Raw genomic sequence first — 23,449 nt, 5'->3', positions numbered from 1 at the left:
GCCTGCTTTGTCGTCATCTCTCATCCTGTCGACTGGGTCCCGTGTTGCTCGCCCCCTGGCGACGTTCTTGGTAGTTGCGGTGCGACTTGTGCCGGTTGTCACGGTCACGGTGTGTCTCGCGCCGACGTGGTTGGCATGGCCTGTCCTGCCTGAGAGGGTCCATAAGAGGACGCTCAACCTGGTCGTGGCGCTCGCGAAGTGGGCCAACCACGAGCCGGCGTCCGAGCGGGTCAGTTCGACTCGGTCGCGAAACCGAAGGACGTGACTACTCGCTCATCAGAGTCTGAGCTGGTGCCTGGCGCCCTGTTGTCATGGGCGTGCTTGATTCAGCGCCCTCGTCAGTTCACGGTTCGCGCCGCGGGCGGCATCGAGCTCGGCCTGGCGTTCTTCGAGCTGTCCGTTGAGTTCCACGTTCGTCTGCTCCAACTGGACGATCTGGCGCTGGAGTTCTTCGATGTCCGCCGTCGCGCCGAGCCCGGATTCCTTCCAGGCTTGGTCACCGAGGAGTTCGGAGAGCCGGTCTTCGAGTTGCCGGACCCGGGCGCTGAGCCGGACGTTGCGGTCCTGCGCGTTGGCCAGGTCGGCCTGCAAGGACGCCCGGGTCACCTGGGTGCCGCTCTCCAGCCCGACGGCGGGTGCGGCTTCGGCAGCGTGGATCTGGGCCAGCAAGTCGCGGTGCCGATAGAAGAACGTGCGGTCGACGCCGGCCCGCCGTGCGATGGCTGAGACGCTGAGCGAGTCGCCCTGCCTGATCGCTTCGTTGAGGGCCTTGACGACCCGTTCCCGGCGGCGGGCGGAGTCGGCCCGCCGTCCTTCGATCATCGGGGAGTTCATGATCACGCACCTCGTAGTTCTTCGGGAGGCAGGCCGATGCGGGGCATGCCCAGCATCACGGAGCGGCTGGAGCGGACGACCTGGACAGCCTGCTTGATCTGGGCTTGTTCGTCCGGTGTCAGGTCGTCGAGTTCTTCCTTGACCCGAGCGATGAGACGCCGGACGCGGCGGATCTCTTCGTCCGAGGGCATTGCCTCCGAGCGTGCCCACTCGTCGGCGTCGAAGGTGCTGATGAGCCTTTCGCGACTTCGCAGCAGGTCGGAGAGGTAGTTCTCCAGGTCGGGGAGGTAGGAGACGTCCGTGCGGAAGTGGCCGCAGCCCACGCAGCGAAAGCGCATGGGGCAGGCGTTTCCGCCCGCGGCCACGTTGCTCGGCTCGGTGCAGACGCCGTATGGCACGCTGGTCTCGCCGATGGACCGGCGGTCGCGCTCGGAGTCGAGGAGCGAGTGGACGTCCCGCCAGATCCGGTTGCCGTGCCGGTCGAACTGCATCGCGGTGACACGGTCGACGGCCTCGCGGCGTCGTTCGTCCCGAACGCGGTAATAGCATTGAGTTGTGGTGAGTTGCCGGTGATCCATAAGCCGTTGCAGCACGTCAGGGTGGATGCCGGCGTCCGCGTGTCGCTGGGCGTATGAATGCCGGTAGGCATAGGGAAAGATCTTGGCCTTGTCGAACGGCAGCAGCTTCACGACCGGCTGGCCGTCGACCTCGACCATGGTGGGGATGACGAACTCGGGCAGCTCCTCGACCCAGGCCCGGTGGGCGCCGGAGACGGTGTTGGGGTTGAGGGGCTTGATCCCGTCGGGGTTGGCGACCTGAGCAGGAAAGAGCGCCAGCTCGGCGACCGGCGTGGTCGGGAAGCGGCCGCGGACCCGCTCCTGCTGGTTGATGATGAGCTCGGCAGTGGGCTGCGCGATCGGAAGACGCCGTCCCAGCCGTTGTGCCTTGTGGTTGTCGTAGATCAGGACCCATGAACCGTCGGGGTCCCGCTCAAGGCAGTCGTAGGGGAGCTTGGACGCCTCGGCCGGCCGCCGCCCGGTGTCGATGAGGACCTCGACGGCGATGCGGACCTCGCGTGAGCTGCCCTGTTCGAGCAGGTCGAGCTGGTCGCAGAGCTGCCGCATCACCTCGATGGGCAAGTCCTTGCCGGCCTCGCTGTCCTCGGGGTCGTCGGGCATGTCCTCCGCGCTCAGCGCGAAGTCCGGAGGCAGGCCTTCAAGGATCTCCCCGGCCCTGGTCAGGCCGAGCGTGCGCCAGCGATTCAGGACTCGCCGGACGATGCGGGCGTCGCCGCACTGCTTGTGACGGCTGATCTTCCCGGCCTCGACCAGGAACCCGAGCCGGTTCAGGTAGTTGACGATGTCCTGGCGCACCAGCGCGGCGACGACCTCGCCGCCGTCCTCACGCTGGAGCCGAAGACTCTTGGAGAGCCGGGCGACCGCGTTGATCTCGTTCTGGCTGGTGCCGCGGACGCCCTGCCCGCGCCGCTTCGGGAAGGTGTTGTAGCACCAGACCTTCGTGGCCTCGCGCAGGGGCCGCTGGGTGATCTTCCTGAAGTCGAGCGTGCCGGTCCCGCCGAAGGCCGTCATGTCCCAGACGTCCTTCAGCCGCTCGCTCTCCGGCGTGAGACCGAGACGCTGTACGGACGTCTGAAACATCCTCAGCACCTGGAGCGCGGTCTTCCCCGGCCCGGAATGGGCCAGCTCCAGCAGTGAGTTGACCTCCTTGGCGCGGGCGAAGTCGGCCACCGGCCTGACGTTGTAGGGCCCGGTCCTGGCGCCCTTGGCCGTGCGGCATTGCAGGCCGTAGAGGATCTCGGTCACCACGAGATCCGGCAGGCCCCGAAGGCTGACCTCTCCTCCGATAGCCACCGCCGAGACTGTGCGGCGCCAGCGTTCCTCGTCGACCGGCCCCTGGCGCTGGAGAACCCGCAGGCGGTTGCCGTGGGACTGGCAGTAGAGCGTCCGCGGCCCGATCCGGTCCCGGTAGCACGAGGTCGCCAGACACGGGCCGAAGCTCGACAGGGGCCCGACGTCCGGGTGCTGGAGGAACTCCTCCAGCGGCAGCTTCAGGATGATCTTCCGGCGGTGTTCGTGGGTGGCGCAGAGCGTGCTCGTGCGGTCCTGCCAGGGGCGCGGACAGCCTGCGACGGCGCAGTCACCGATGCCGATGCCGCGATGGTTCTGGTGCGGTTGCTGAACGAAGTTGTCCAGCGCGGGCTGCCCGTCGTGTTTCCAGCGGTAGTAGCAGCCGTTGCAGAGCCGAATGCCCCGGCGGGCGGCCCGGTGATCACAGCCGATGACTTCGCAGAGCGGCGCCACCAGCACGGAGTGGTCGGTGGGGAAGATGACGACGCGGTGGTTCCAGTCCCAGCTCACGAGCTTGAGGAACGACGGCTCCAGTGCGTCGACCAGCTGGGCTTCCCGCGGGTCCGCCGGAAGCTCGGGAGTAAGGAGAGGTGCCTGGATCACTGGTCGCCGTCCCGGTGGACGAGAGACCGAGGCGACGGCACTCGCCTGACTGCTTCCCGCAGCCGATCGTGGGAGGGGTGGCGATAGGGACGCTGCGAGCTCGGGTGCTTGTGGCCCAGCAGGGCCTGGAGCTCGTCCTCGGTCGCGCCGGCGTCGGCTGCGTTGCCCGCCATGGCATGCCGGAGCATATGGGGAGCGACCGGCCTGTCCAGGTCGGCCCTGCGGCCGAGTTCCTCCAGGAGCTCGTTGATCGCGCCGGGCGGCATCGGTGCCCCGAGGGGCTCGCGGAACTCGTTCACGAGGAGCAGGTCGCTGCCGCCCGTGCCGAGTCGTTCGTGACGCTCGTCGATGTACTGGTCGTAAGCCTGAACCACGAGGAAGTCGGCTGGCTGGACCCACGACTTCTTCGACTTCGACCATGCCTGGTTGGGGTTCCGCCGGCGGACGACGTGGATGTGGGCGCCGGGGACGTCGCAGCCGAGTGCCCGCGAGTCCATCAGGAGATGGCAGTCGCTCCGGTGCAGGCCGGCGGCCTGGCCCCGGCGGAGGCCGACGCGGGCCAGCAGCAGCACGATGAGTCGGTCGCGGGCGTTTCGGCATGCCTTGAACAGCGCGACGACCTCGGCGTCGGTGGCCCTGTCGACTTCCGTCTCGGGTTCCTGCAACCGGTGCTGAACGCCGATGCGCATCGCGAGACCGTTCTCGCCCTGTAGTTCCTCGGGGAGATCCCGACCGTCCGCGATCTCGTAGATCTGCCCGAGCACGGTCGACGGTGCTTCACCGACGGACACGGCGAAGGTCAGCAGGCCTCGCACCGCCGACAGGACCTTGTTGATCCGCCGGTCACCTCGGGCCGGCTTGGCTCCCGGCCCCAGCAGGAGCGTGTCGCCGTCCGTCGACTTCGTGTGCCTCAACCACACGACGAACAGGCCGAGATCCCGGGCGGCCACCCTCCAGTCCCGGCCGGTCTTGAGGCACCACCGAAGGTAGAGGGCGGCGGAGATCGCGTACGCGTATGTCGTCAACTCGGCCCGGGATCTGCCGAATAGAAGGTGCCGGAGCCATTGGTCGACGATCGGAACTACGTGGAAGTGGTCGTCGACCACCGTCCAGTAGCGGACACCGGACGGCATCTTCACGGGGAAGGCCCGCATGTGTACCCCTTGCGCTGAAGCGAATGCAACGATCCGCCACAGAGCCACACCCCTACAGATCGAAGCCGCGAGGCTCAACGAGGGGAGTCAGAGCAACGTCACACCACGGCGGCCGTTCCCCCAAAGAACGCCGCCCTCACCCGCGGCACCGTGGTGGTCGAGGCCGCCCACCGCAGCGGCTCCCTGGTCACCGCCCGCGCGGCACAGCGTCTGGGCCGGCACACGATGGGGGTGCCCGGGCCGGCCACCAGCAGCCTGTCCGCCGGGGTGCACGAGCTGCTGCGCGGGGACGCCACGCTGGTCACGGACGCCGCGGAAGTCGTGGAGCTGGTCGGCGACATGGGGGAGCTGGCGCCCGACCGGCGCGGACCCGTGCTGCCGCGCGACCTGCTGGAGCCGGCGGCGCGCAGGGTCCTGTCCGCGCTGCCCGGACGGCGGGAGGCAGGCGCGGACGAGATCGCACGCGGTGCGCAGACGACGCGGGACGACGCCGTCGCGAGACTGTACGAACTCCGTGCACTTGGTTACGTCGAACGACACGGCGACGGCTGGAAGTTGACACGCCAGGCGATGATCTCCGTCCGGGGCGGCCGCAGCCCGTGCTGACCGAGCGTGTTCGGCCGTCCGGGCTAACCCCGACACCCTTGGGAAATCTCGCAGTTGGGGTGTTCCGTTGATCACACAGAGCGACGAATCCGCCTCGCGGAAGCGGCCCGCGGAACGCGTCCGCGCGCGGGTCCCGGCACGCTGTTTGCGCACTGCGACGCTTCAGTCACGCTACGCTCACGGGGATTCCGACGCACTTCACGTACAACGCGTACTTCACGGCAGAACGGCACAAGGCGACGAATGCCCCAGCACACTTCCGGGTCCGACCGGGCGGCGATCCCCGCGGCCGCCCGTGACGGTGGCAGCGTGCGGCCGCCCGCTCCCTCCACGCTCGAGGAGCTGTGGCGGTCGTACAAGGCCACGGGAGACGAGCGGCTGCGAGAGCAGCTCATCCTGCACTACTCACCGCTCGTGAAGTACGTCGCCGGGCGGGTGAGCGTGGGCCTGCCGCCCAATGTCGAGCAGGCGGACTTCGTCTCCTCGGGGGTCTTCGGGCTCATCGACGCGATCGAGAAGTTCGACGTCGACCGGGAGATCAAGTTCGAGACGTACGCGATCACCCGGATCCGGGGCGCGATGATCGACGAACTGCGGGCGCTGGACTGGATCCCGCGGTCCGTGCGGCAGAAGGCGCGCAACGTCGAGCGGGCGTACGCGACCCTTGAGGCGCGGCTGCGGCGGACGCCGACGGAGGGCGAGGTGGCCGGCGAGCTGGGCATCGCGGTCGACGATCTCCACGCGGTCTTCAGCCAGCTGTCGCTGGCCAACGTGGTGGCGCTGGAGGAGCTGCTGCACGTCGGCGGCGAGGGCGGCGACCGGCTCAGCCTCATGGACACGCTGGAGGACACCGCCGCGGACAACCCCGTGGAGGTCGCCGAGGACCGCGAGCTCAGACGGTTCCTGGCGCGCGCCATCAACACGCTGCCCGAGCGGGAGAAGACCGTCGTGACCCTCTACTACTACGAGGGCCTCACGCTCGCCGAGATCGGCAACGTGCTGGGGGTGACCGAGAGCAGGGTCAGCCAGATCCACACCAAGTCCGTGCTCCAGTTGCGGGCGAAGCTGGCCAGTTTCGGCCGCTGACCTGGCCTGACGGGCTCCCGGCCGGGGTTGGTCGCAGGGAGTGACTCCCGTCGGCACCGGTCCGTCCGTACAGTGGTTGACGTGCCAAGGATTCGAGCGGCCTCCGTGGCCGAGCACCGGTCGATGCAGCGAGCCGCCCTGCTGGACGCGGCTCGCTCTCTGCTGTCCGAGGGCGGTACGGAGGCGCTGACCTTCCCGGCCCTCGCCGAGCGGACGGGACTCGCGCGGTCGTCCGTGTACGAGTACTTCCGGTCGCGCGCCGCCGTGGTCGAGGAGCTGTGCGAGGTCGACTTCCCGGTGTGGGCCGCGGAGGTGTCGGCCGCGATGGAGCGGCAGCCCTCGCCCGAGGGCAAGGTCGAGGCGTACGTGCGACAGCAGCTGGCGCTGGTGGGCGACCGGCGGCACCGGGCCGTCGTCGCCATCTCCGCGAGCGAGCTGGACGCGGGGGCGCGGGAGAAGATCCGGGCGGCGCACGGGGGCCTGGTGGCGATGATCGTCTCGGCGCTCGAGGAGATGGGGCACGCGCAGCCCCGGCTCGCCGCGATGCTGGTGCAGGGGGTCGTGGACGCGGCGGTGCGGAGGATCGAGCTGGGGGCGGCGGAAGAGCCCTCGGCGATCACCGAGGCCGCGGTCTCCATGGCGCTGCGGGGCGTGCGGGGCTGAGCGCGGGGTGGGCCCGCTCGCCGGCGCTCGCCTGGTGCCACAGTGCTCACCTGCGCCACCCCGGCGGCACCACAGCCCGCAGCTGCGGCAGCGGAACCCCCAGGACGGGGAGCAGCCTCGACGGCCCCCTGCGCAGGAGCCAGGGCGGTAGCAGGGACAGGGGGTCCAGGTAGGTCTCGCCCCGTCTCAAACCCCAGTGGACGCAGGCAGTCGTGCAGTGGGAGCCCGTCGGGTCCACCGTGCCGATCACCTCGCCCGCCTCCACCTCGGCGCCCTTGTCCACCGACGCCGTCACCGGTTCGTAAGTCGTGCGGAGGTCCGTCCCCGTCAGTGCCACGGACACCGCTCCCTTTCCCGCCACCCGGCCCGCGAAGGAGACCCGGCCCGCCGCCACCGCCCGAACCGGGGTGCCCGCGGGTGCCGCCAGGTCCACGCCCCGGTGACCGCGGCCGTACACCGTCGCCGGGGGTTCCCAGCCACGCAGGACCGCGGGGCGGGAGCCCACCGGCCAGGTGCGCCCCACCACCGGCACCGAGGTGTCCGTGCCCGCCGGCTCCAGCGGGGTCGCCGGGGCCGGCGGGCGCGGCGGCAGCACCGCCAGGACCAGCAGCACTCCCAGCACCGGCAGCAACCCCAGCGCCGCCAGGACCGGCGGCAAGCCCGGCCCGTACCCCGCACATCGTTTCGCTCGCATCCCCGAACCGTGCCGCAACCGGCCGCGGAACGGCGGGGACCTGTGGAGTACTTGCGGGTTGTGGACAGCGGCGTCACCCGGTGCCCCGCCGGTCCCGTACACTTCTTCTGGCGATCCGGGTCACCGGGTCGACTTCGCACGCCCCGACATCAGGCCGTCAGCGGTCGGTGTCAGCGCCTCTCGGTCCTTTGCGGCAAGGCGCGTCGCGGGCGTCAGGCGCGGGAGCCCTCCGGTTCCCGCGGTACAACCGAGAAAACCAAGGAGAACGGCCATGGCCGTCGTCACGATGCGGGAGCTGCTGGAGAGCGGCGTCCACTTCGGTCACCAGACCCGTCGTTGGAACCCGAAGATGAAGCGCTTCATCTTCACGGAGCGCAACGGCATCTACATCATCGACCTGCTCCAGTCGCTGTCGTACATCGACCGCGCCTACGAGTTCGTCAAGGAGACCGTCGCCCACGGCGGCACGGTCATGTTCGTCGGCACGAAGAAGCAGGCGCAGGAGGCCATCGCCGAGCAGGCCACCCGCGTCGGCATGCCCTACGTCAACCAGCGCTGGCTGGGCGGCATGCTCACCAACTTCTCGACCGTCTACAAGCGTCTGCAGCGCCTCAAGGAGCTCGAGCAGATCGACTTCGAGGACGTCGCCGCCTCGGGTCTGACCAAGAAGGAGCTCCTGGTCCTCTCGCGTGAGAAGGCCAAGCTCGAGAAGACCCTCGGTGGTATCCGCGAGATGCAGAAGGTGCCCAGCGCCGTCTGGATCGTGGACACCAAGAAGGAGCACATCGCGGTCGGCGAGGCCCGGAAGCTCAACATCCCGGTCGTCGCCATCCTCGACACCAACTGCGACCCCGACGAGGTCGACTACAAGATCCCGGGCAACGACGACGCGATCCGCTCCGTCACCCTGCTCACCCGCGTGATCGCCGACGCCGTCGCCGAGGGCCTCATCAGCCGCTCGCGCGTCGCCACCGGTGACAAGGGCGAGAAGGCCGCGGGCGAGCCGCTCGCCGAGTGGGAGCGCGACCTGCTCGAGGGCGGCGAGAAGAAGGCCGAGGAGGCGCCCGCCGCCGAGGCGCCCGCCGCTGCCGAGGCCCCGGCCGCCGAGGCTCCGGCCGAGGCCGCTGCCGAGGCCCCCGCTGAGGCTCCCGCCGCCGAGGCCGAGCAGGCCTGATCAGTCAGCGTTGACGGCGGGAGCGGCCGACATCCGGTTCGCTCCCGCCGTTCACCCATAGGTTCGCGATCCACACCTTCCCGTGGATCGTGGATCGGGCAGATCTCCCGACTTCGAGAAAGATTCACAGACTCATGGCGAACTACACCGCCGCCGACGTCAAGAAGCTCCGTGAGCTCACCGGCGCCGGCATGATGGACTGCAAGAAGGCGCTGGACGAGGCCGAGGGCGACGTCGAGAAGGCCGTCGAGGCGCTCCGGATCAAGGGCCAGAAGGGCGTCGCCAAGCGCGAGGGCCGCTCCGCCGAGAACGGCGCCGTGGTCTCCATCATCGCCGACGACAACTCCTCCGGCGTCCTCGTCGAGCTCAAGTGCGAGACCGACTTCGTCGCCAAGGGCGAGAAGTTCCAGGCCGTCGCCGACAAGATCGCGCAGCACGTCGCCGCGACCTCCCCGGCCGACCTGGAGGCCCTGCTCGCCTCCGAGATCGAGGTCGGCAAGACCGTCCAGGCGTACGTGGACGAGGCCAACGCCAACCTCGGCGAGAAGATCGTCCTGGACCGCTTCGCGCAGTTCGCCGACGGTTACGTAACCGCGTACATGCACCGCACGATGCCCGACCTGCCCCCGCAGATCGGTGTCCTCGTCGAGCTGGACAAGCCGGACGCCGAGACCGCGCGCGGTGTCGCCCAGCACATCGCCGCCTTCGCGCCGAAGTACCTCTCCAAGGAGGACGTGCCGGCCGAGGTCGTCGAGTCCGAGCGCCGCATCGCCGAGGAGACCACCCGCGCCGAGGGCAAGCCCGAGGCCGCGATCGCCAAGATCGTCGAGGGTCGCGTCAACGGCTTCTTCAAGGACGCCACGCTGCTCGGTCAGCCGTACGCGCTCGACCCCAAGAAGTCGGTCCAGAAGGTCCTGGACGAGGCCGGTGTCACCCTGAAGCGCTTCACGCGCATCAAGGTCGGCATCTGAGTCCGTACCGCGAGCGACGCGCGGGCCCTATAGGGTCGTCAGCAGTCGTCCGGTACGCCGCCACGCACGCGCGTGGCGGACGACAGCAGATCTGACGAGGAGGCCATTGCCGCGCATGGGATGCGAACCAGTTCCCACCGGCAGTGGCCTTCTTCGTATGTGCAACAGGTGAAAGAGGCGGGATCCCCATGACCACCAAGGCCCAGAAGAGCGACGACGGCAAAGTACGCGGCCGGTTTCTGCTGAAGCTGTCCGGAGAGGCGTTCGCCGGTGGCGGGGGCCTGGGTGTGGACCCCGACGTGGTGCACAAGATCGCCCGCGAGATCGCCGCCGTCGTCCGGGACGGCGCCGAGATCGCCGTCGTCATCGGCGGCGGCAACTTCTTCCGGGGTGCCGAGCTCCAGCAGCGCGGCATGGACCGGGCCCGCTCGGACTACATGGGCATGCTCGGCACCGTGATGAACTGCCTCGCCCTCCAGGACTTCCTGGAGAAGGAGGGCATCGACAGCCGGGTGCAGACCGCCATCACCATGGGCCAGGTCGCCGAGCCGTACATCCCGCTGCGTGCCGTGCGCCACCTGGAGAAGGGCCGCGTGGTCATCTTCGGCGCCGGTATGGGCATGCCGTACTTCTCCACCGACACCACCGCCGCGCAGCGCGCCCTGGAGATCGACGCCGAGGCGCTGCTCATGGGCAAGAACGGCGTGGACGGGGTCTACGACTCCGACCCGAAGGCCAACCCCGACGCCGTCAAGTTCGACGCCCTCGGCTACGGCGAGGTCATCACCCGTGACCTCAAGGTCGCCGACGCCACCGCCATCACGCTGTGCCGCGACAACAAGCTCCCGATCCTGGTGTTCGAGCTCCTGGCGGAGGGAAATATCGCGCGAGCCGTCAAGGGTGAGAAGATCGGCACGCTTGTGGGTGAGCAGGGCAGCCGGGACTGACCCGGGGATGTCCCCGGTCCCTGACCGGGGGATGGACAATGTCCTGCCGGTCGGGAACCGTGCAGGAAGAAGACGCGACGCAGCCGGCCGCCGCCCCCACGCACATGGAACAGCAGCCGGGCCTACTCAAGACACGCAGGAGCAAGTGGTGATCGAAGAGACCCTCCTCGAGGCCGAGGAGAAGATGGAGAAGGCCGTCGTGGTCGCCAAGGAGGACTTCGCCGCGATCCGTACCGGGCGGGCGCACCCGGCGATGTTCAACAAGATCGTGGCCGACTACTACGGCGCGCCGACGCCGATCAACCAGTTGGCCTCGTTCTCCGTGCCGGAGCCGCGCATGGCCGTGGTGACCCCGTTCGACAAGTCCGCGCTGCGCAACATCGAGCAGGCGATCCGCGACTCCGACCTGGGCGTCAACCCGAGCAACGACGGCAACATCATCCGAGTGGTGTTCCCCGAGCTCACCGAGGAGCGCCGCCGCGACTACATCAAGGTCGCCCGGGGCAAGGCCGAGGACTCGCGCGTGTCCATCCGCTCGGTCCGCCGCAAGGCCAAGGACGCGATCGACAAGCTCGTCAAGGACGGCGAGGTCGGCGAGGACGAGGGCCGCCGTGCGGAGAAGGAGCTCGACGACGCGACGCACAAGTACGTCGCTCAGGTGGACGAGCTCCTCAAGCACAAGGAAGCGGAGCTTCTCGAGGTCTGATGAACGACTCTTCCTGGGCGACGCCGCCCCACGCCGGGTACTGGGGGCCGTCCGACCAGGGGCCTGTCCAGGGGGCCGCCCCGGCGGGTCCCGCGTACGATGCGCATGACGCGCAGCACACTCGGCCCATGCCCATCGTGCCCGACGGACCCGCCGTACCCCCGTACGGCGACGCCCAGGATGACGACCGGGGGGCCGCTCGGCTGAGTGGTCCCTTGTTCCGCGACGAGGCGTCCCGCCACGGGACGTTCCGTGAAGACACCGCATCGGCGCAGCCCTACGCGGCGGCACCGCAGACGCAGAATCCGGAGCCCATGCCCGACTCCTCGCAGCCGGCGCCCGCGCCGCAGAAGAAGAGCGCGGGGCGGGACCTGGGTGCGGCCATAGGGGTCGGTGTCGGACTCGGCGTCGTGATCATCGCGTCGCTGTTCTTCGTCAAGGCCGCGTTCGTCGGCGTGATAGCGGTCGCCGTCGTGGTCGGGCTGTGGGAGCTGACGAAGCGGCTGGAGGAACGCAAGGGCATCAAGGCGCCGCTCGTGCCGCTGGCGCTCGGCGGGGCCGCGATGGTCGTCTCGGGGTACGTCCGGGGCGCGGAGGGCGCGTGGGTCGCCATGGCGCTCACGGCACTCGCGGTCCTGGTCTGGCGGATGACGGAACCGCCGGAGGGTTACCTCAAGGACGTCACGGCGGGCGTCTTCGCGGCGTTCTACGTCCCGTTCCTGGCCACCTTCGTCGCGATGATGCTGACGGCCGAGGACGGGGCCGCACGCGTCCTGACCTTCCTGCTCCTGACCGTCGTCAGCGACACCGGCGCCTACGCGGTCGGCTGGCGCTTCGGCACCCACAAGCTCGCGCCGCGCATCAGCCCCGGCAAGACCCGGGAGGGCCTGGTCGGAGCGGTGGCGTTCGCGATGGCCGCGGGTGCGCTGTGCATGGAGTTCCTGATCGACGACGGCGCGTGGTGGCAGGGCCTGCTGCTCGGGCTGGCGGTCGCGGCCAGCGCGACGCTGGGTGACCTCGGCGAGTCGATGATCAAGCGGGACCTCGGCATCAAGGACATGGGCACGCTGCTGCCGGGCCACGGCGGCATCATGGACCGCCTGGACTCCCTGCTGCCGACGGCGCCGGTGGTGTGGCTGCTGCTGGTGCTGTTCGTGGGCTCGGGCTGACTCCGTCCGTACTGCTCTTTGGCCCCCGCCCTGTTCTCAGGGTGGGGGCCGCGTCGTCAGGCCCGTCTTCCCCGGGGAGAGCGCCCGCGCCTCGGCGGTACTGCGACGCCCGGCAGACCGGCACCGGCGAAGGCCTACGCGAACGGGGACAGCCCCTTGCTCTCCAGGTGAGCGAGCAACGCATCCAGGCATGCGTCCGGCCTGGCCAGATCGGCACGGAAGAAGGAGTCCTCGCCGAGGGCCCCTCCGCTGACGATGACCATCCATGCCGCCCGGCGCTCCACCATGCGGTCACCGTCGACCTTGAACACGGTCGTGACGCCGCGCTCGGCCAGCCACTCCATCAGTTCGAGCATGTCCACCCGCACCCCTCCGGAGCGATCATCCCACCCGCGGGCACGCCCCTCGGGCCGTCCGAGCCGGCCAACGCCGACGGTCCGCACCCCCAGGTGACCACCCCCACCCCGCTCCGGCCCGGGCTCCCCGCATTGATCTGCCACACTGGAAGGGTTATGCCTGCACCCGGAGAACTCACTTTCGTCGCCCCCCGCGGAGCCAAGAAGCCGCCGCGGCACCTTGCTGATCTCACTCCTGCCGAGCGCAAGGAGGTCGTGGCGGGGATCGGGGAGAAGCCGTTTCGCGCCAAGCAGCTCTCGCAGCACTACTTCGCTCGGTACGCGCACGACCCGGCGGAGTGGACGGACATCCCGGCCGGTGCGCGCGGCAAGCTCCAGGAGGCGCTGCTTCCCGAGCTCATGACCGTCGTACGGCATCTGTCGACCGACCAGGGGACCACGCGCAAGACGCTGTGGCGGCTGTTCGACGGGACGCTCGTGGAGTCGGTGCTCATGCGGTACCCGGACCGGGTGACCATGTGCATCAGCTCGCAGGCGGGGTGCGGGATGAACTGCCCCTTCTGTGCCACCGGGCAGGCGGGGCTGGACCGGAATCTGTCCACCGCCGAGATCGTCCACCAGATCGTGGACGGGATGCGGGCGCTGCGGGACGGAGAGGTTCCGGGCGGGCCCGCGCGGCTGTCCAACATCGTCTTCATGGGCATGGGTGAGCCGCTCGCCAACTACAAGCGGGTCGTCGGAGCCATCCGCGCGCTCACCGATCCCGCCCCCGACGGGCTCGGGCTCTCCCAGCGCGGCATCACCGTGTCGACGGTGGGGCTCGTGCCCGCCATCCAGCGGTTCTCCGACGAGGGCTTCAAGTGCCGGCTCGCGATCTCCCTGCACGCGCCCGACGACGAGCTGCGCGACACCCTCGTCCCCGTGAACACGCGGTGGAAGGTGCGCGAGGTCCTCGACGCCGGGTTCGAGTACGTCGAGAAGTCCGGGCGGCGGCTCAGCATCGAGTACGCGCTCATCCGGGACATCAACGACCAGGCGTGGCGCGGGGACCGGCTCGGGCGGCTGCTCAAGGGCAAGCCCGTGCACGTCAACCTCATCCCGCTGAACCCCACTCCGGGGTCGAAGTGGACGGCCTCCCGGCCCGAGGACGAGAAGGCGTTCGTCGAGGCCATCGCCGCCCACGGGGTGCCGGTGACCATCAGGGACACCCGTGGGCAGGAGATCGACGGGGCCTGTGGTCAGCTCGCCGCCACCGAGCGGTAGTCTGACGTCCGTACGTACATCTTCATATCCGACAGGGGAGCGCGACAGCGCTGAGAGTGCGGCGATCGGGCCGCAGACCCTCTGAACCTCGCCCAGGTCATTCTGGGTAGGAAGTTCGGTCATCACCGTGAACAACAAGAAGTTCTTCGCTGCCGTCGTCGGCCTCGGCCTTGTCACGCTGTCCGCGTGCGGGTCCTCGTCCGACGACGACGACACCGGCTCCGAGTCCAAGACCGTCACCCTGGTCAGCCACGACTCCTGGGCCGTCTCCAAGAACGTCCTCGCCGACTTCGAGAAGAAGTCCGGCTACAAGGTCAGGGTCCTGGAGGACGGCGACGCCGGGCAGGCCGTCAACAAGGCCATCCTCACCAAGGACAACCCGCAGGGCGACGTCTTCTTCGGCGTCGACAACACCCTGCTCTCCCGCGCGCTCGACAACGGTCTCTTCCAGCCGTACGAGGCCAAGGGCGCCGACACGATCAAGGCGGGATACCGCGTCGACGGCGACAAGGTCACGCCCGTCGACACCGGCGACATCTGCGTCAACTACGACAAGGCGTACTTCACCGAGCACAAGCTCGCGCCGCCGACGTCGTACGACGACCTGGTCAAGCCCGCCTACAGGAACCTCCTCGTCACCGAGAACGCCTCCACCTCCTCGCCGGGTCTCGGCTTCCTGCTCGGGACCGCCGCGAAGTACGGGGACGACGGGTGGGAGGGCTACTGGAAGAAGCTCAAGGCCAACGGCGTCAAGGTCGTCGACGGCTGGGAGCAGGCATACAACGAGGAGTTCTCCGGGTCGGCCGGAGGCAAGAAGGCCAAGGCCGACCGGCCGCTCGTCGTCTCGTACGCCTCCTCGCCGCCCGCCGAGGTGATCTACGCCGATCCGAAGCCGAAGACCGCGCCCACCGGGGTCGTCGACGGCACCTGCTTCCGGCAGACCGAGTACGCCGGACTGCTGAGCAACGCCGAGAACAGCAAGGGCGGCAAGGCGTTCCTGGACTTCCTGCTCACCAAGGAGTTCCAGCAGGACATGCCGCTCAACATGTTCGTGTACCCGGTCGTCGAGGGCGCCCAGGTGCCCGCCGAGTTCACGCAGTACGGTCCGCAGGCCAAGGATCCCGAGACCATGGACCCGGCGAAGATCGCCGACCACCGTGACGACTGGGTCAAGTCGTGGACCTCGCTGGTTCTGAAGTAGGGCCCCGCAAGCCGTTCCACAACGCGGCGGCGCGGCTCGGTCTGATGGCCGTGCCCGTCGCGTTCTTCGCCGTCTTCTTCGCCTACCCCGTCGCCGCGATCGTCACCCGGGGGCTCAAGACCGGCGGGACCTGGCAGTTCGGCAGGATCACCGAGGTCCTCGCCCAGCCGGACATCCGGCACGTGCTGTGGTTCACCACCTGGCAGGCGCTCGCCTCCACGGCGCTTACGCTCCTGATCGCGCTCCCCGGCGCGTACGTCTTCGCGCGCTTCGACTTCCCCGGCAAGCAGGTCCTGCGGGCCGTGGTCACCGTCCCCTTCGTGCTGCCCACGGTCGTCGTCGGTACGGCCTTCCTGGCGCTCGTCGGCCGGGGCGGACCGCTCGACGAGTGGTGGGGCGTACGGCTGGACACCACCGTGTGGGCGATCCTGCTCGCGCACGTCTTCTTCAACTACGCGGTCGTCGTACGGACCGTCGGCGGACTGTGGGCGCAACTGGACCCGCGCCAGGAGGAGGCCGCGCGGATGCTGGGCGCGTCCCGGCTCAGGGCCTGGCGGACGGTCACCCTGCCCGCCCTCGCACCCGCCGTGGCCGCCGCCGCGCTGATGGTCTTCCTGTTCACGTTCACCTCCTTCGGAGTCGTGCAGATCCTCGGCGGGCCGACCTTCTCCACCCTCGAAGTGGAGATCTACCGGCAGACCTCCGAGATCTTCGACCTGTCCACGGCCGCCGTGCTGACGCTCATCCAGTTCGTCGCGGTGGGCGCGGTCCTCGCCGTGCACGCGTGGACCGTGCGGCGCCGGGAGACCGCGCTGCGGCTCGTGGACGCGTCCGTGACCGCCCGGCGGCCGCGCGGGGCGGGGGAATGGGGGCTGCTGGCCGCCGTCGTGGGCTGTGTCGCCGTACTCCTCGTGCTGCCGCTCGCGGTGCTGGTGCAGCGGTCCCTCGACGCCCCCGACTTCGGCTACTACCGGGCGCTGACCCACGGCGACGGCGGGGTCTTCCTCGTCGCGCCGATCGAGGCGGTCGGGAACTCCCTGGAGTACGCCCTCGCCGCGACCGGCATCGCGGTGGCGGTCGGGGGGCTCGCCGCGGCCGCGTTGACACGGCGGGACGCGGGGCGGTTCGTACGGGGCTTCGACGCGCTGCTGATGCTGCCGCTCGGGGTGTCCGCGGTGACCGTGGGCTTCGGGTTCCTGATCTCCCTGGACGAGCCGCCGCTGGACCTCAGGCAGTCCTGGATCCTGGTGCCGCTCGCGCAGGCGCTGGTCGGGGTGCCGTTCGTGGTGCGGACCATGCTGCCCGTGCTGCGGGCCGTGGACCACCGGCTGCGGGAGGCCGCCGCCGTGCTCGGGGCCTCGCCGTGGCGGGTGTGGCGGGAGGTCGACCTGCCCATGGTGCGGCGGGCGTTGCTGATCGCGGCGGGCTTCGCCTTCGCCGTGTCGCTGGGCGAGTTCGGGGCGACCGTGTTCATCGCGCGGCCCGACAACCCGACCCTGCCGGTCGCCGTGGCCCGGCTGCTCGGGCGGGCCGGGGACCTCAACTACGGCCAGGCGATGGCCCTCTCGACGATCCTGATGGTGGTGTGCGCGGTGGCGCTGCTGGTGCTCGAACGGCTGCGGACCGACCGGACCGGGGAGTTCTGATGCTGCTGAGCCTTGCGGACGCGACGGTCCGGTTCGGCGGGCGGGCCGTCCTCGACGGGGTCGGTCTGGACGTCGCCGAGCACGAGATCGTGTGTGTGCTCGGGCCGAGCGGGAGCGGGAAGTCGACCCTGCTGAGGGCCGTGGCCGGGCTCCAGCCGCTGGACTCCGGGCGGGTGTTGCTCGACGGGCGCGACCAGGGCGGGGTGCCCGCGCACAAGCGGGGGGTGGGACTGATGTTCCAGGACCACCAGCTGTTCCCGCAGCGGGACGTGGGTGCCAACGTGGCCTTCGGACTGCGGATGCACGGGGTGTCCAGGGCACAGCAGGACGAGCGGGTACGGGAGTTGCTCGCCCTCGTCGGTCTTCCTGGCGCTCCCCGGCGGGCCGTCGCCTCGCTCTCCGGTGGTGAGCAGCAGCGGGTCGCGCTGGCCCGGGCGCTCGCCCCCCGGCCCCGGCTTCTGATGCTCGACGAACCGCTCGGGCAGTTGGACCGGTCGCTGCGGGAACGGCTCGTCGTCGAACTGCGGGAGTTGTTCGGGCGGTTGGGCACCACCGTGCTCGCGGTCACCCACGACCAGGGGGAGGCCTTCGCGCTCGCCGACCGGGTCGTGGTGATGCGGGAGGGCCGGATCGCCCAGTCCGGCACGCCTCTGGAGGTGTGGCAGCGGCCGGCGGACGAGTTCGTGGCCCGCTTCCTCGGCTTCGAGAACGTCGTGGAGGGGACGGTGACGGGCGAGGCTGCGGACACGCCGTGGGGCAAGGTGCCGGTGCCCTCCGGAGCCGCCCAGGGGGCCCGGAGCGTGCTGGTGCGGCCCGCGGGGGTACGGCTCGTGGCCGCCGACGAGGGACTGCGCTGCACGGTCGCCGCGCGCACCTTCAAGGGCACGCACGTCGCCGTCCACCTGCACCCCGTGCGAGGCGACGGGCCGCGGCTGGAGGCCGCGTGTGCGCTGCGGGAGGCGCCGGAGGTGGGGGACGAGGTCGGGGTGGGGTTCGACCCGGCCGAAATCGTGGTGCTGGACTGACGGGGGCGGGCCTAGGGTGCGGGCATGACGCCGCTCCCGCACGACCGCTACTGCGACGAGATCGCCCACCAGGTGGGTCTGCTGAGGGCCGTGGTGACCTCCGGTGCCGATCTGTCCGCGACCGTCCCGACCTGCCCGGACTGGTCGCTGGAGCAACTGGTGCGGCACACCGGTGGTGCCCTGCGCTGGGTGGAGCTGATGGTGCGGACCCGGGCGCGGGCGGAAGTGCCCGAGGACCGGGTGCCCTCGGGTGAGGGGCCGAAGGACGTCGGCGCTCTCGACGCGTGGCTCGACGAAACCGGCGAGATGCTCGTCGCCGCGCTCCGGGAGGCCGGCCCGGACGCCCCCGTGTGGTCCTGGGCCGGCCTTCCCACGTCGGGATTCTGGGCCCGTCGGATGACCCACGAGCTGACCGTTCACCGCGCCGACGCCGCACTCGCCGCCGGGCACCCCTACGAGGTCGCCGCGGACATCGCCGCCGACGCCGTCGACGAGTGGCTCCAGATCGTGGAGTTCGCGCAGCGGACCGTGCCGGACGACGCGGCGGGGGAGCTGCGCGGCCCCGGGCGCAGTATCCACCTGCACGCCACCGACGGAACCTGGGGAACGGTGGTCGAGCTCACCGAGGACGTCATCGTCTGGCGGCACGGGCACGAGAAGGCGACCGTCGCCCTGCGCGGGCCACTGACCGCCGTCCTGCTCGCCTTCTACCGCCGACTGCCGCTGGACAGCCCCGAGTTGGAGATCCTGGGGGACCGGGAGCTGCTCGAGTTCTGGCTGGAGCGGGCCACCTTCGGGTGACAGCGCGGCTGTGGCCCGCCCCCGGACCGGGGACGGGCCACAGCTGTTGTTCAGGTACGGCGTCAGCGGCTGCCGGCGCCGCGGCGGCGCAGGCCGAAGAACACCGCGCCGCCGCCGAGGGCGACGAGGGCGATGGCGATGCCCGCGATCAGGCCGGTGTTGGAGTTCGCACCGGTCTCGGCGAGGTTGGAGTCGCCGGCCGCGGGCGACGGGGCGTTGCTCTCGGCGGGCGCCGGGGCGGTGGTGCCCTCGGAGGCCGACGGGGTCGGGGTCGGGGACTCCTCGGCCGGGGTGCTGGCGGAGTCCGACGGCGTGGGCGTGGGCGTCGGGGTCGGCGTGTCCTCGGTCTTGCAGGCGGTCGCCGGGGTGGTCAGGTTGGGCTTGATGTCCTCGCCCTTGATGTAGGGCAGGGCCTCGACGTGGATGCGGTACTCGGCGTTGGGCGCCCAGTCCTCCGCGAAGGTGATGGTGGTGCCCTCCTTGGAGCCCTTCACCTTCTGCTCGCCGACCTTCTTGGCGTCGGCGCCGTTGTTCTGCAGGTACACGGAGACGGTGGCCTCGACACCGGCCCTGTCCACGTCGGTGACGGTGATGACACCCTTCTCGCCGTCACACTTGGCCTCGGCGGAGAACTCCTTGATGTTGCAGGCAAGGGCGTTGCTGGAGGCGCTGAGCACGATCGCCGTCGAGGCGGCGGCGACGCCGAGGAAGCGCGCGGCGCGGGAGGTGCGGCGGGATATGGGCGTGAATGCCACGTTCATCCTTCACGGGGTGCGCAAATGCGGGGGGTTGACGAGGTGGTGATGTGACATCACCATCCCCAGGAGTCTCACAGGTCTATAAGCGCTGCATAAGAAGTGTCAACGTGTAGGCGCCTTACAGCCGTTGGCTTTGCCTTCTTATTACCCGGCGAGACGTTTCAGCGCCGCCGGAGCGTCCTCGATCCGGTCAACAAGGGCGATTCGGGCCTCCATCGACCGCTCCCGCGCGAGCGCCTGGAGCAGCGGCCAGGTGGGCAGCTTCTCCGTCCAGTGCGCGCGGTTCACGAGCACCATCGGAGTCGGTTCGCCGCGCGACTCGTAGTAGTTGGGCGTCGCGTTGTCGAAGATCTCCTGCACGGTGCCGGCGGCGCCCGGCAGGAACACCACACCCGCGTTGGAGCGGGCCAGCAGGCCGTCCTCGCGGGTGGCGTTGGCGAAGTACTTGGCGATGTGCGAGGCGAAGGCGTTCGGCGGCTCGTGACCGTAGAACCAGGTCGGGATGCCGACGGAAAGGCCGCCCCGGGGCCGGCGGGCGCGGACCTCGAAGGCGGCGCGCGCCCAGTCGGTGATCGAGGGCGTGAACGATGGTGCCGTGGCCAGGAGTCGGCACGCCTCGTCGAGCGCGGCGTCCTCGAAGGGGGCCGTGTAGGCGCCGAGGTTGGCCGCCTCCATCGCGCCCGGTCCGCCACCGGTGGCCACGGTGAGCCCGGCGCGGGCCAGTTCGCGGCCGAGGCGGGCGGCACCGGCGTACTCCTCGGTGCCGCGGGCCATCGCGTGGCCGCCCATCACCCCCACGACCCGCGCGCCGCGCAGGAGTTCGTCGAGGGCGTCGGAGACGGCGTCGTCGTGGATGGAGCGGAGCATCGACGCGTATATGTCGCCGTCGGCCTTGGTCCGCTGGAACCAGGCGTAGGCGAGGGCGTCGGGAGTCTGCTCGTAGCCCTTCTCCAGCCCGTCGAACAACTCGTCCGGGGAGTAGAGCAGTCCGCGGTACGGGTCGAAGGGCAGGTGCGGGACGGGCGGGAAGACCAGGGCGCCGTCCGTGCGGAGCTTCTCCGCCGCGCTCTCCCGCATCGGGCAGCCGAGGAAGACGGCGCCCGCGGTGTCGGTGGCCAGCAACTCCCTTGTGCGGTCCGTCAGATCGACGGACTGGACCCGGAAACCGGCCAGGGTGCCGCGGGCCGGTACGACCGCGTCGAACTCCTCGAGCGTCTCGATCTCACGGTCGTCGTGGTGTGCCGCGTGGGCGGGGCTCGTCTGCACCCGCCCATGCTCGCACGCCGGCTCCCGGCCCCGGGGATCAGCCCTGGATCGCCGCCGGGTCCATCCACACGACCTCCCAGCCGTGGCCGTCGAGGTCGTTGAAGGAACGGCCGTACATGAAGCCCTGGTCCTGCACGTCGTCGTTGGCCGTACCCCCGGCGGCGACGGCCTTCTCGACCAGCTCGTCCACCTTCGCGCGGCTCTCGGCGCTCAGGCAGAGCAGCACCTGGCTGGTCTTCGTCGCGTCCGCGATCTCCTTCTTGGTGAACGTCGCGTAGAACGGCTTCGTGAGCAGCATGACGACGATCGTCTCGCTGATCACGACGGAGGCCGCCTTGTCGTCGCTGAACTGTTCGTTGAGCGGGTAACCGAGCTCCGTGTAGAACTTCTTCGAGGCGTCGAGGTCGTTCACGGGCAGGTTGACGAAGATCATCTGCTGGTACGCCGGCGTGGTCATCGGAGTCTCTCCCATCGGGTGCGTGCTGTACGCGGGGGTAGACGGACGAGCGCGGCACAACTCATCGCTGCCGCGGGATTTTTCTTCAGCCGGTCAGCGGCAGGGCCGCCAGCTCGGCCACGACCAGGGTCAGCGGGCCGAAGAGGGCGAGCAGGGCACCGGCGCGCAGGGCGGCCGCGCTGCGGAGCATGGTCGCGGGGGCGCCGAGGCGGACGAGCGCGGCCGTGGTGTCCGACCTGGCCTGCTTCGCCTCCACGGCGGCGGTGAGCAGCGTGGCGATCGTGCAGCTCGACACGAGCAGCAGGCCGAGGGTGGTGAGGGGTCCCATCTCGGGACCCGTGGGGTCGTACAGCGTGGCCATGGCATAGGCGCCGGAGGCCACCGCGCAGACGATGCCCAGGGGGCGGCCGATACGGGTGGCCTCGGCCATGAGGACGCGTCCGGCGAGGAGGCGGAGGGCGCCGGGCCGGGTGGACTGGAGGAGCCGGCCGCACAGGTGGGTGAGCCCGGGGCCGGCGACGGCCAGGCCCGCGGCGGTGAGCAGCCAGCCGACGAGGACGGAGGGCGTGCCCGCGAGGCCGCCGGGCAGAGGGGTGGCGGGGGTGCCGCCCTGACGGTTGGCGTAGGCCTCCACGGCCAGGCCCGCGGCGAGCACCGCGATGCCCCAGGGGAGGCCCTTGGGTGCCTCCCGGGGGGCGGGCAGGACCGCCGGGCTCTCGGTCCGGTCGTCCTCGGCGGGGGCCGCCACGGCGGTGTTCCCGCCCGTCTCCGCGGCCGCCGGGGATGCCTCGCGGCCGGCGGCGGGCTCCCCTGCGGTCCGGCGCGCGCGGAGGCGGCCGTACGCCCCGAAGGGTTCCCTCGCCGTCGTCCTGCCGTACGCGCCGAAGCGGCCGTACGACCTCGCCTCCCGCTTCGCCGTGGCCGGTCTGTCGTCCCGTGGCCGCAGGACGAGTCCCACCGTCACCGACGCGATCGCCGGGACCAGGCCCAGCAGGGTCAGGGCCGCCGGCAGCGGCAGGGGGGCGTCCGCCGCCAGGAAGTCCGCAGCCGCCCCGTCGAAGGGCATGCCGGTCAGGTCGCCCCGCAGGTGGAGGAAGAAGAGCAGCGCCAGCATCGAGCCGAGGGTGCAGGACAGGGCCGTCGTGGTGGCGGTGACGGCCATCAGGCGGCCCGGGCCGAGACCGATCGCCGAGAGTCCGGGGCGGGGCCGGGTGCCCGGGTCGGTCCGGGCGACCGCCAGGGCGAAGTGGACCGTCGCGGCCAGCGGAGTCAGGCACCACGCCAGGCGGAGCACCGCGCCCGAGGGGTCCTCGGGATGGCTGATCGCGTGGCCGAGGGTGCACAGCAGGAGGAAACCCGTGCCCGCCGAGGCGAGCGCCACCAGGAGGCGGCGCAGGTGCACGGCGGGACGGGCGCCCCGGGTCAGACGGAGAGCGAGCACGCGCTGCGGCCTTCCGAGTCGGCCATCGGGGGCAGGTGCACGGTGTTCACCCGGCGTCCGTCCAGGAGGGTGACCGTGCGGTCCGCCAGGGCTGCGGTGTCGGGGTCGTGCGTGGCCAGGACCACGGTGATGCCGTGGGAGCGGGCCGCCGTGGTGAGCGTGCGCAGGACGTGCGCGCGGTCCGCCCGGTGCAGCGGGGCCGTGGGTTCGTCCGCGAACAGCACCGACGGGGCCGGGGCCAGGGCGCGGGCGACGCAGACGCGCTGGCGTTCGGACTGGGTCAGCTCGTGCGGGCGGCAGCGGGTCCGGTCGCCGATGTCGAGGCGCTCCAGCCACTCCAGGGCGGCCGTCCGGGCGCGCCGGCGGCCGGTGCCGCGCAGCATCAGGGGGAGGGCGGCGTTCTCCCAGGCGTTGAGCTCGGGGACGAGCGCCGGGGCCGGGTCGATCCAGCCGAAGCGGTCGCGGCGCAGGCGCTCCCGGGTCATCGGGCCCATGGTGTGCACGGGCACGCTGTTGAACCAGACCTCGCCGCGCTGGGCCGGGGCGAGTCCCGACAGGCATCTGAGCAGGGCGGTCTTGCCGCTGCCGCGCGGCCCGCCGACGGCGAGGATCTCACCCTCGCGCACGCCCAGGGAGACGCCCTGGAGCGCGGGCGAGCCGTCGCGGTGGGTGAAGTGCAGGGAGCGTGCCCAGAGCACATCGTTGTCCGGCGGGGCCTCCATGGGCGTACACCTCGTTCTGGTCCGTTGTGCCTTGCAAT

22 protein-coding genes, 1 pseudogene and 1 riboswitch are annotated in these 23,449 nt (G+C 70.6%); of the genes and pseudogenes, 13 read left to right on the top strand and 10 right to left on the bottom strand.

What is annotated here, in order from left to right; all coding sequences use genetic code 11:
• Nucleotides 1–309: 309 nt before the first annotated feature.
• The 3 genes from ACIQJT_RS24460 to ACIQJT_RS24450 are packed head-to-tail and all read right to left on the bottom strand — an operon-like array spanning nucleotide 310 to nucleotide 4,459.
• Entirely contained in the window at nucleotides 310–834 is a 525-nt protein-coding gene (locus ACIQJT_RS24460; RefSeq protein WP_402646755.1) for a DUF6262 family protein, read from the bottom strand.
• A 2-nt stretch (nucleotides 835–836) separates the two neighbouring features.
• Nucleotides 837–3,305, bottom strand: a complete 2,469-nt coding sequence (locus ACIQJT_RS24455) for a tyrosine-type recombinase/integrase (RefSeq protein WP_402646753.1) — start codon at nucleotides 3,303–3,305, stop codon at nucleotides 837–839.
• Nucleotides 3,302–4,459 carry a tyrosine-type recombinase/integrase gene (locus tag ACIQJT_RS24450; RefSeq protein WP_402646750.1) on the bottom strand — a complete coding sequence of 386 codons (1,158 nt, stop codon included), beginning with the start codon at nucleotides 4,457–4,459 and terminating at the stop codon, nucleotides 3,302–3,304. Before ACIQJT_RS24450 ends, ACIQJT_RS24455 begins: the two co-directional genes overlap by 4 nt.
• 129 nt (nucleotides 4,460–4,588) lie before the next feature.
• Here ACIQJT_RS24450 and ACIQJT_RS24445 point away from each other — a divergent pair.
• The 3 genes and pseudogenes from ACIQJT_RS24445 to ACIQJT_RS24435 form a co-directional block, all read left to right on the top strand.
• Nucleotides 4,589–5,065 (top strand): annotated as a pseudogene (locus ACIQJT_RS24445) (DNA-processing protein DprA); the annotation flags it as partial.
• 243 nt (nucleotides 5,066–5,308) lie between these two features.
• Nucleotides 5,309–6,151: an RNA polymerase sigma factor WhiG gene (gene whiG / locus ACIQJT_RS24440; RefSeq protein ID WP_053848449.1), complete on the top strand. Its 843-nt coding sequence runs from the start codon at nucleotides 5,309–5,311 to the stop codon at nucleotides 6,149–6,151.
• A 105-nt stretch (nucleotides 6,152–6,256) separates the two neighbouring features.
• Nucleotides 6,257–6,814, top strand: a complete 558-nt coding sequence (locus ACIQJT_RS24435) for a TetR/AcrR family transcriptional regulator (RefSeq protein ID WP_402647028.1) — start codon at nucleotides 6,257–6,259, stop codon at nucleotides 6,812–6,814.
• 46 nt (nucleotides 6,815–6,860) lie between these two features.
• On the opposite strand, the gene ACIQJT_RS24430 is transcribed toward ACIQJT_RS24435, so the two are convergent.
• On the bottom strand, nucleotides 6,861–7,508 hold the full coding sequence (locus ACIQJT_RS24430; protein WP_402646747.1) for a murein hydrolase activator EnvC family protein: 648 nt from the start codon (nucleotides 7,506–7,508) through the stop codon (nucleotides 6,861–6,863).
• Between the two features lie 271 nt (nucleotides 7,509–7,779).
• Here ACIQJT_RS24430 and rpsB point away from each other — a divergent pair, with 271 nt between their 5' ends.
• The 5 genes from rpsB (at nucleotide 7,780) to ACIQJT_RS24405 (ending at nucleotide 12,475) form a co-directional block, all read left to right on the top strand.
• Nucleotides 7,780–8,682 (top strand): 30S ribosomal protein S2, encoded by a 903-nt coding sequence (rpsB, locus tag ACIQJT_RS24425; protein ID WP_365460613.1) that lies wholly within the window; start codon nucleotides 7,780–7,782, stop codon nucleotides 8,680–8,682.
• A gap of 134 nt (nucleotides 8,683–8,816) precedes the next feature.
• A complete protein-coding gene (tsf, locus tag ACIQJT_RS24420) occupies nucleotides 8,817–9,653 on the top strand; it encodes a translation elongation factor Ts (RefSeq protein ID WP_402646742.1) in 837 nt (278 codons plus the stop codon).
• 188 nt (nucleotides 9,654–9,841) lie between these two features.
• The gene (gene pyrH, locus ACIQJT_RS24415) at nucleotides 9,842–10,600 is read left to right on the top strand and encodes a UMP kinase (RefSeq protein ID WP_365460616.1); all 759 of its coding nucleotides are present in this window, start codon (nucleotides 9,842–9,844) and stop codon (nucleotides 10,598–10,600) included.
• 148 nt (nucleotides 10,601–10,748) lie between these two features.
• On the top strand, nucleotides 10,749–11,306 hold the full coding sequence (frr, locus tag ACIQJT_RS24410) for a ribosome recycling factor (RefSeq protein WP_053848470.1): 558 nt from the start codon (nucleotides 10,749–10,751) through the stop codon (nucleotides 11,304–11,306).
• Nucleotides 11,306–12,475 carry a phosphatidate cytidylyltransferase gene (locus ACIQJT_RS24405; RefSeq protein WP_053848443.1) on the top strand — a complete coding sequence of 390 codons (1,170 nt, stop codon included), beginning with the start codon at nucleotides 11,306–11,308 and terminating at the stop codon, nucleotides 12,473–12,475. Before frr ends, ACIQJT_RS24405 begins: the two co-directional genes overlap by 1 nt.
• Before the next feature lie 134 nt (nucleotides 12,476–12,609).
• On the opposite strand, the gene ACIQJT_RS24400 is transcribed toward ACIQJT_RS24405, so the two are convergent.
• Nucleotides 12,610–12,831, bottom strand: a complete 222-nt coding sequence (locus tag ACIQJT_RS24400; RefSeq protein ID WP_063790271.1) for a hypothetical protein — start codon at nucleotides 12,829–12,831, stop codon at nucleotides 12,610–12,612.
• 156 nt (nucleotides 12,832–12,987) lie between these two features.
• Between ACIQJT_RS24400 and rlmN the strand changes: the two genes are divergently transcribed.
• From rlmN to ACIQJT_RS24375, 5 genes are all read left to right on the top strand, one after another.
• Nucleotides 12,988–14,094 carry a 23S rRNA (adenine(2503)-C(2))-methyltransferase RlmN gene (gene rlmN, locus ACIQJT_RS24395; RefSeq protein ID WP_365460618.1) on the top strand — a complete coding sequence of 369 codons (1,107 nt, stop codon included), beginning with the start codon at nucleotides 12,988–12,990 and terminating at the stop codon, nucleotides 14,092–14,094.
• A gap of 23 nt (nucleotides 14,095–14,117) precedes the next feature.
• Nucleotides 14,118–14,225: riboswitch (TPP riboswitch) on the top strand.
• Entirely contained in the window at nucleotides 14,222–15,295 is a 1,074-nt protein-coding gene (locus ACIQJT_RS24390; RefSeq protein WP_402646737.1) for a thiamine ABC transporter substrate binding subunit, read from the top strand. (Overlaps the previous riboswitch by 4 nt.)
• Before the next feature lie 44 nt (nucleotides 15,296–15,339).
• The gene (locus tag ACIQJT_RS24385) at nucleotides 15,340–16,941 is read left to right on the top strand and encodes an ABC transporter permease (RefSeq protein ID WP_402646734.1); all 1,602 of its coding nucleotides are present in this window, start codon (nucleotides 15,340–15,342) and stop codon (nucleotides 16,939–16,941) included.
• Nucleotides 16,941–17,966 carry an ABC transporter ATP-binding protein gene (locus tag ACIQJT_RS24380; protein ID WP_402646731.1) on the top strand — a complete coding sequence of 342 codons (1,026 nt, stop codon included), beginning with the start codon at nucleotides 16,941–16,943 and terminating at the stop codon, nucleotides 17,964–17,966. The genes ACIQJT_RS24385 and ACIQJT_RS24380 overlap by 1 nt, the downstream gene beginning before the upstream one ends.
• A 24-nt stretch (nucleotides 17,967–17,990) precedes the next feature.
• Complete coding sequence (locus ACIQJT_RS24375; RefSeq protein ID WP_402646728.1) at nucleotides 17,991–18,767, top strand: maleylpyruvate isomerase family mycothiol-dependent enzyme; 777 nt, start codon at nucleotides 17,991–17,993, stop codon at nucleotides 18,765–18,767.
• Nucleotides 18,768–18,829: 62 nt separating this feature from the next.
• Here the strand turns inward: ACIQJT_RS24375 and ACIQJT_RS24370 are convergent, their stop codons facing one another.
• The 5 genes from ACIQJT_RS24370 to ACIQJT_RS24350 all read right to left on the bottom strand — a co-directional run bounded on the left by ACIQJT_RS24370 (nucleotide 18,830) and on the right by ACIQJT_RS24350 (nucleotide 23,411).
• Nucleotides 18,830–19,528 carry an LAETG motif-containing sortase-dependent surface protein gene (locus ACIQJT_RS24370; RefSeq protein WP_402646725.1) on the bottom strand — a complete coding sequence of 233 codons (699 nt, stop codon included), beginning with the start codon at nucleotides 19,526–19,528 and terminating at the stop codon, nucleotides 18,830–18,832.
• A gap of 141 nt (nucleotides 19,529–19,669) precedes the next feature.
• Nucleotides 19,670–20,791: an LOG family protein gene (locus tag ACIQJT_RS24365; RefSeq protein ID WP_365460628.1), complete on the bottom strand. Its 1,122-nt coding sequence runs from the start codon at nucleotides 20,789–20,791 to the stop codon at nucleotides 19,670–19,672.
• A gap of 37 nt (nucleotides 20,792–20,828) precedes the next feature.
• Complete coding sequence (locus ACIQJT_RS24360; RefSeq protein WP_402646722.1) at nucleotides 20,829–21,248, bottom strand: VOC family protein; 420 nt, start codon at nucleotides 21,246–21,248, stop codon at nucleotides 20,829–20,831.
• Nucleotides 21,249–21,333: 85 nt separating this feature from the next.
• On the bottom strand, nucleotides 21,334–22,689 hold the full coding sequence (locus tag ACIQJT_RS24355) for a hypothetical protein (RefSeq protein WP_402646719.1): 1,356 nt from the start codon (nucleotides 22,687–22,689) through the stop codon (nucleotides 21,334–21,336).
• Nucleotides 22,671–23,411 (bottom strand): ABC transporter ATP-binding protein, encoded by a 741-nt coding sequence (locus ACIQJT_RS24350; protein WP_402646716.1) that lies wholly within the window; start codon nucleotides 23,409–23,411, stop codon nucleotides 22,671–22,673. Before ACIQJT_RS24350 ends, ACIQJT_RS24355 begins: the two co-directional genes overlap by 19 nt.
• Nucleotides 23,412–23,449 lie beyond the last annotated feature (38 nt).

The organism is Streptomyces sp. NPDC091972 (genome assembly GCF_044756385.1).
GTDB lineage: Bacteria > Actinomycetota > Actinomycetes > Streptomycetales > Streptomycetaceae > Streptomyces.
This window is presented reverse-complemented; position numbering and strand designations above follow the sequence as displayed.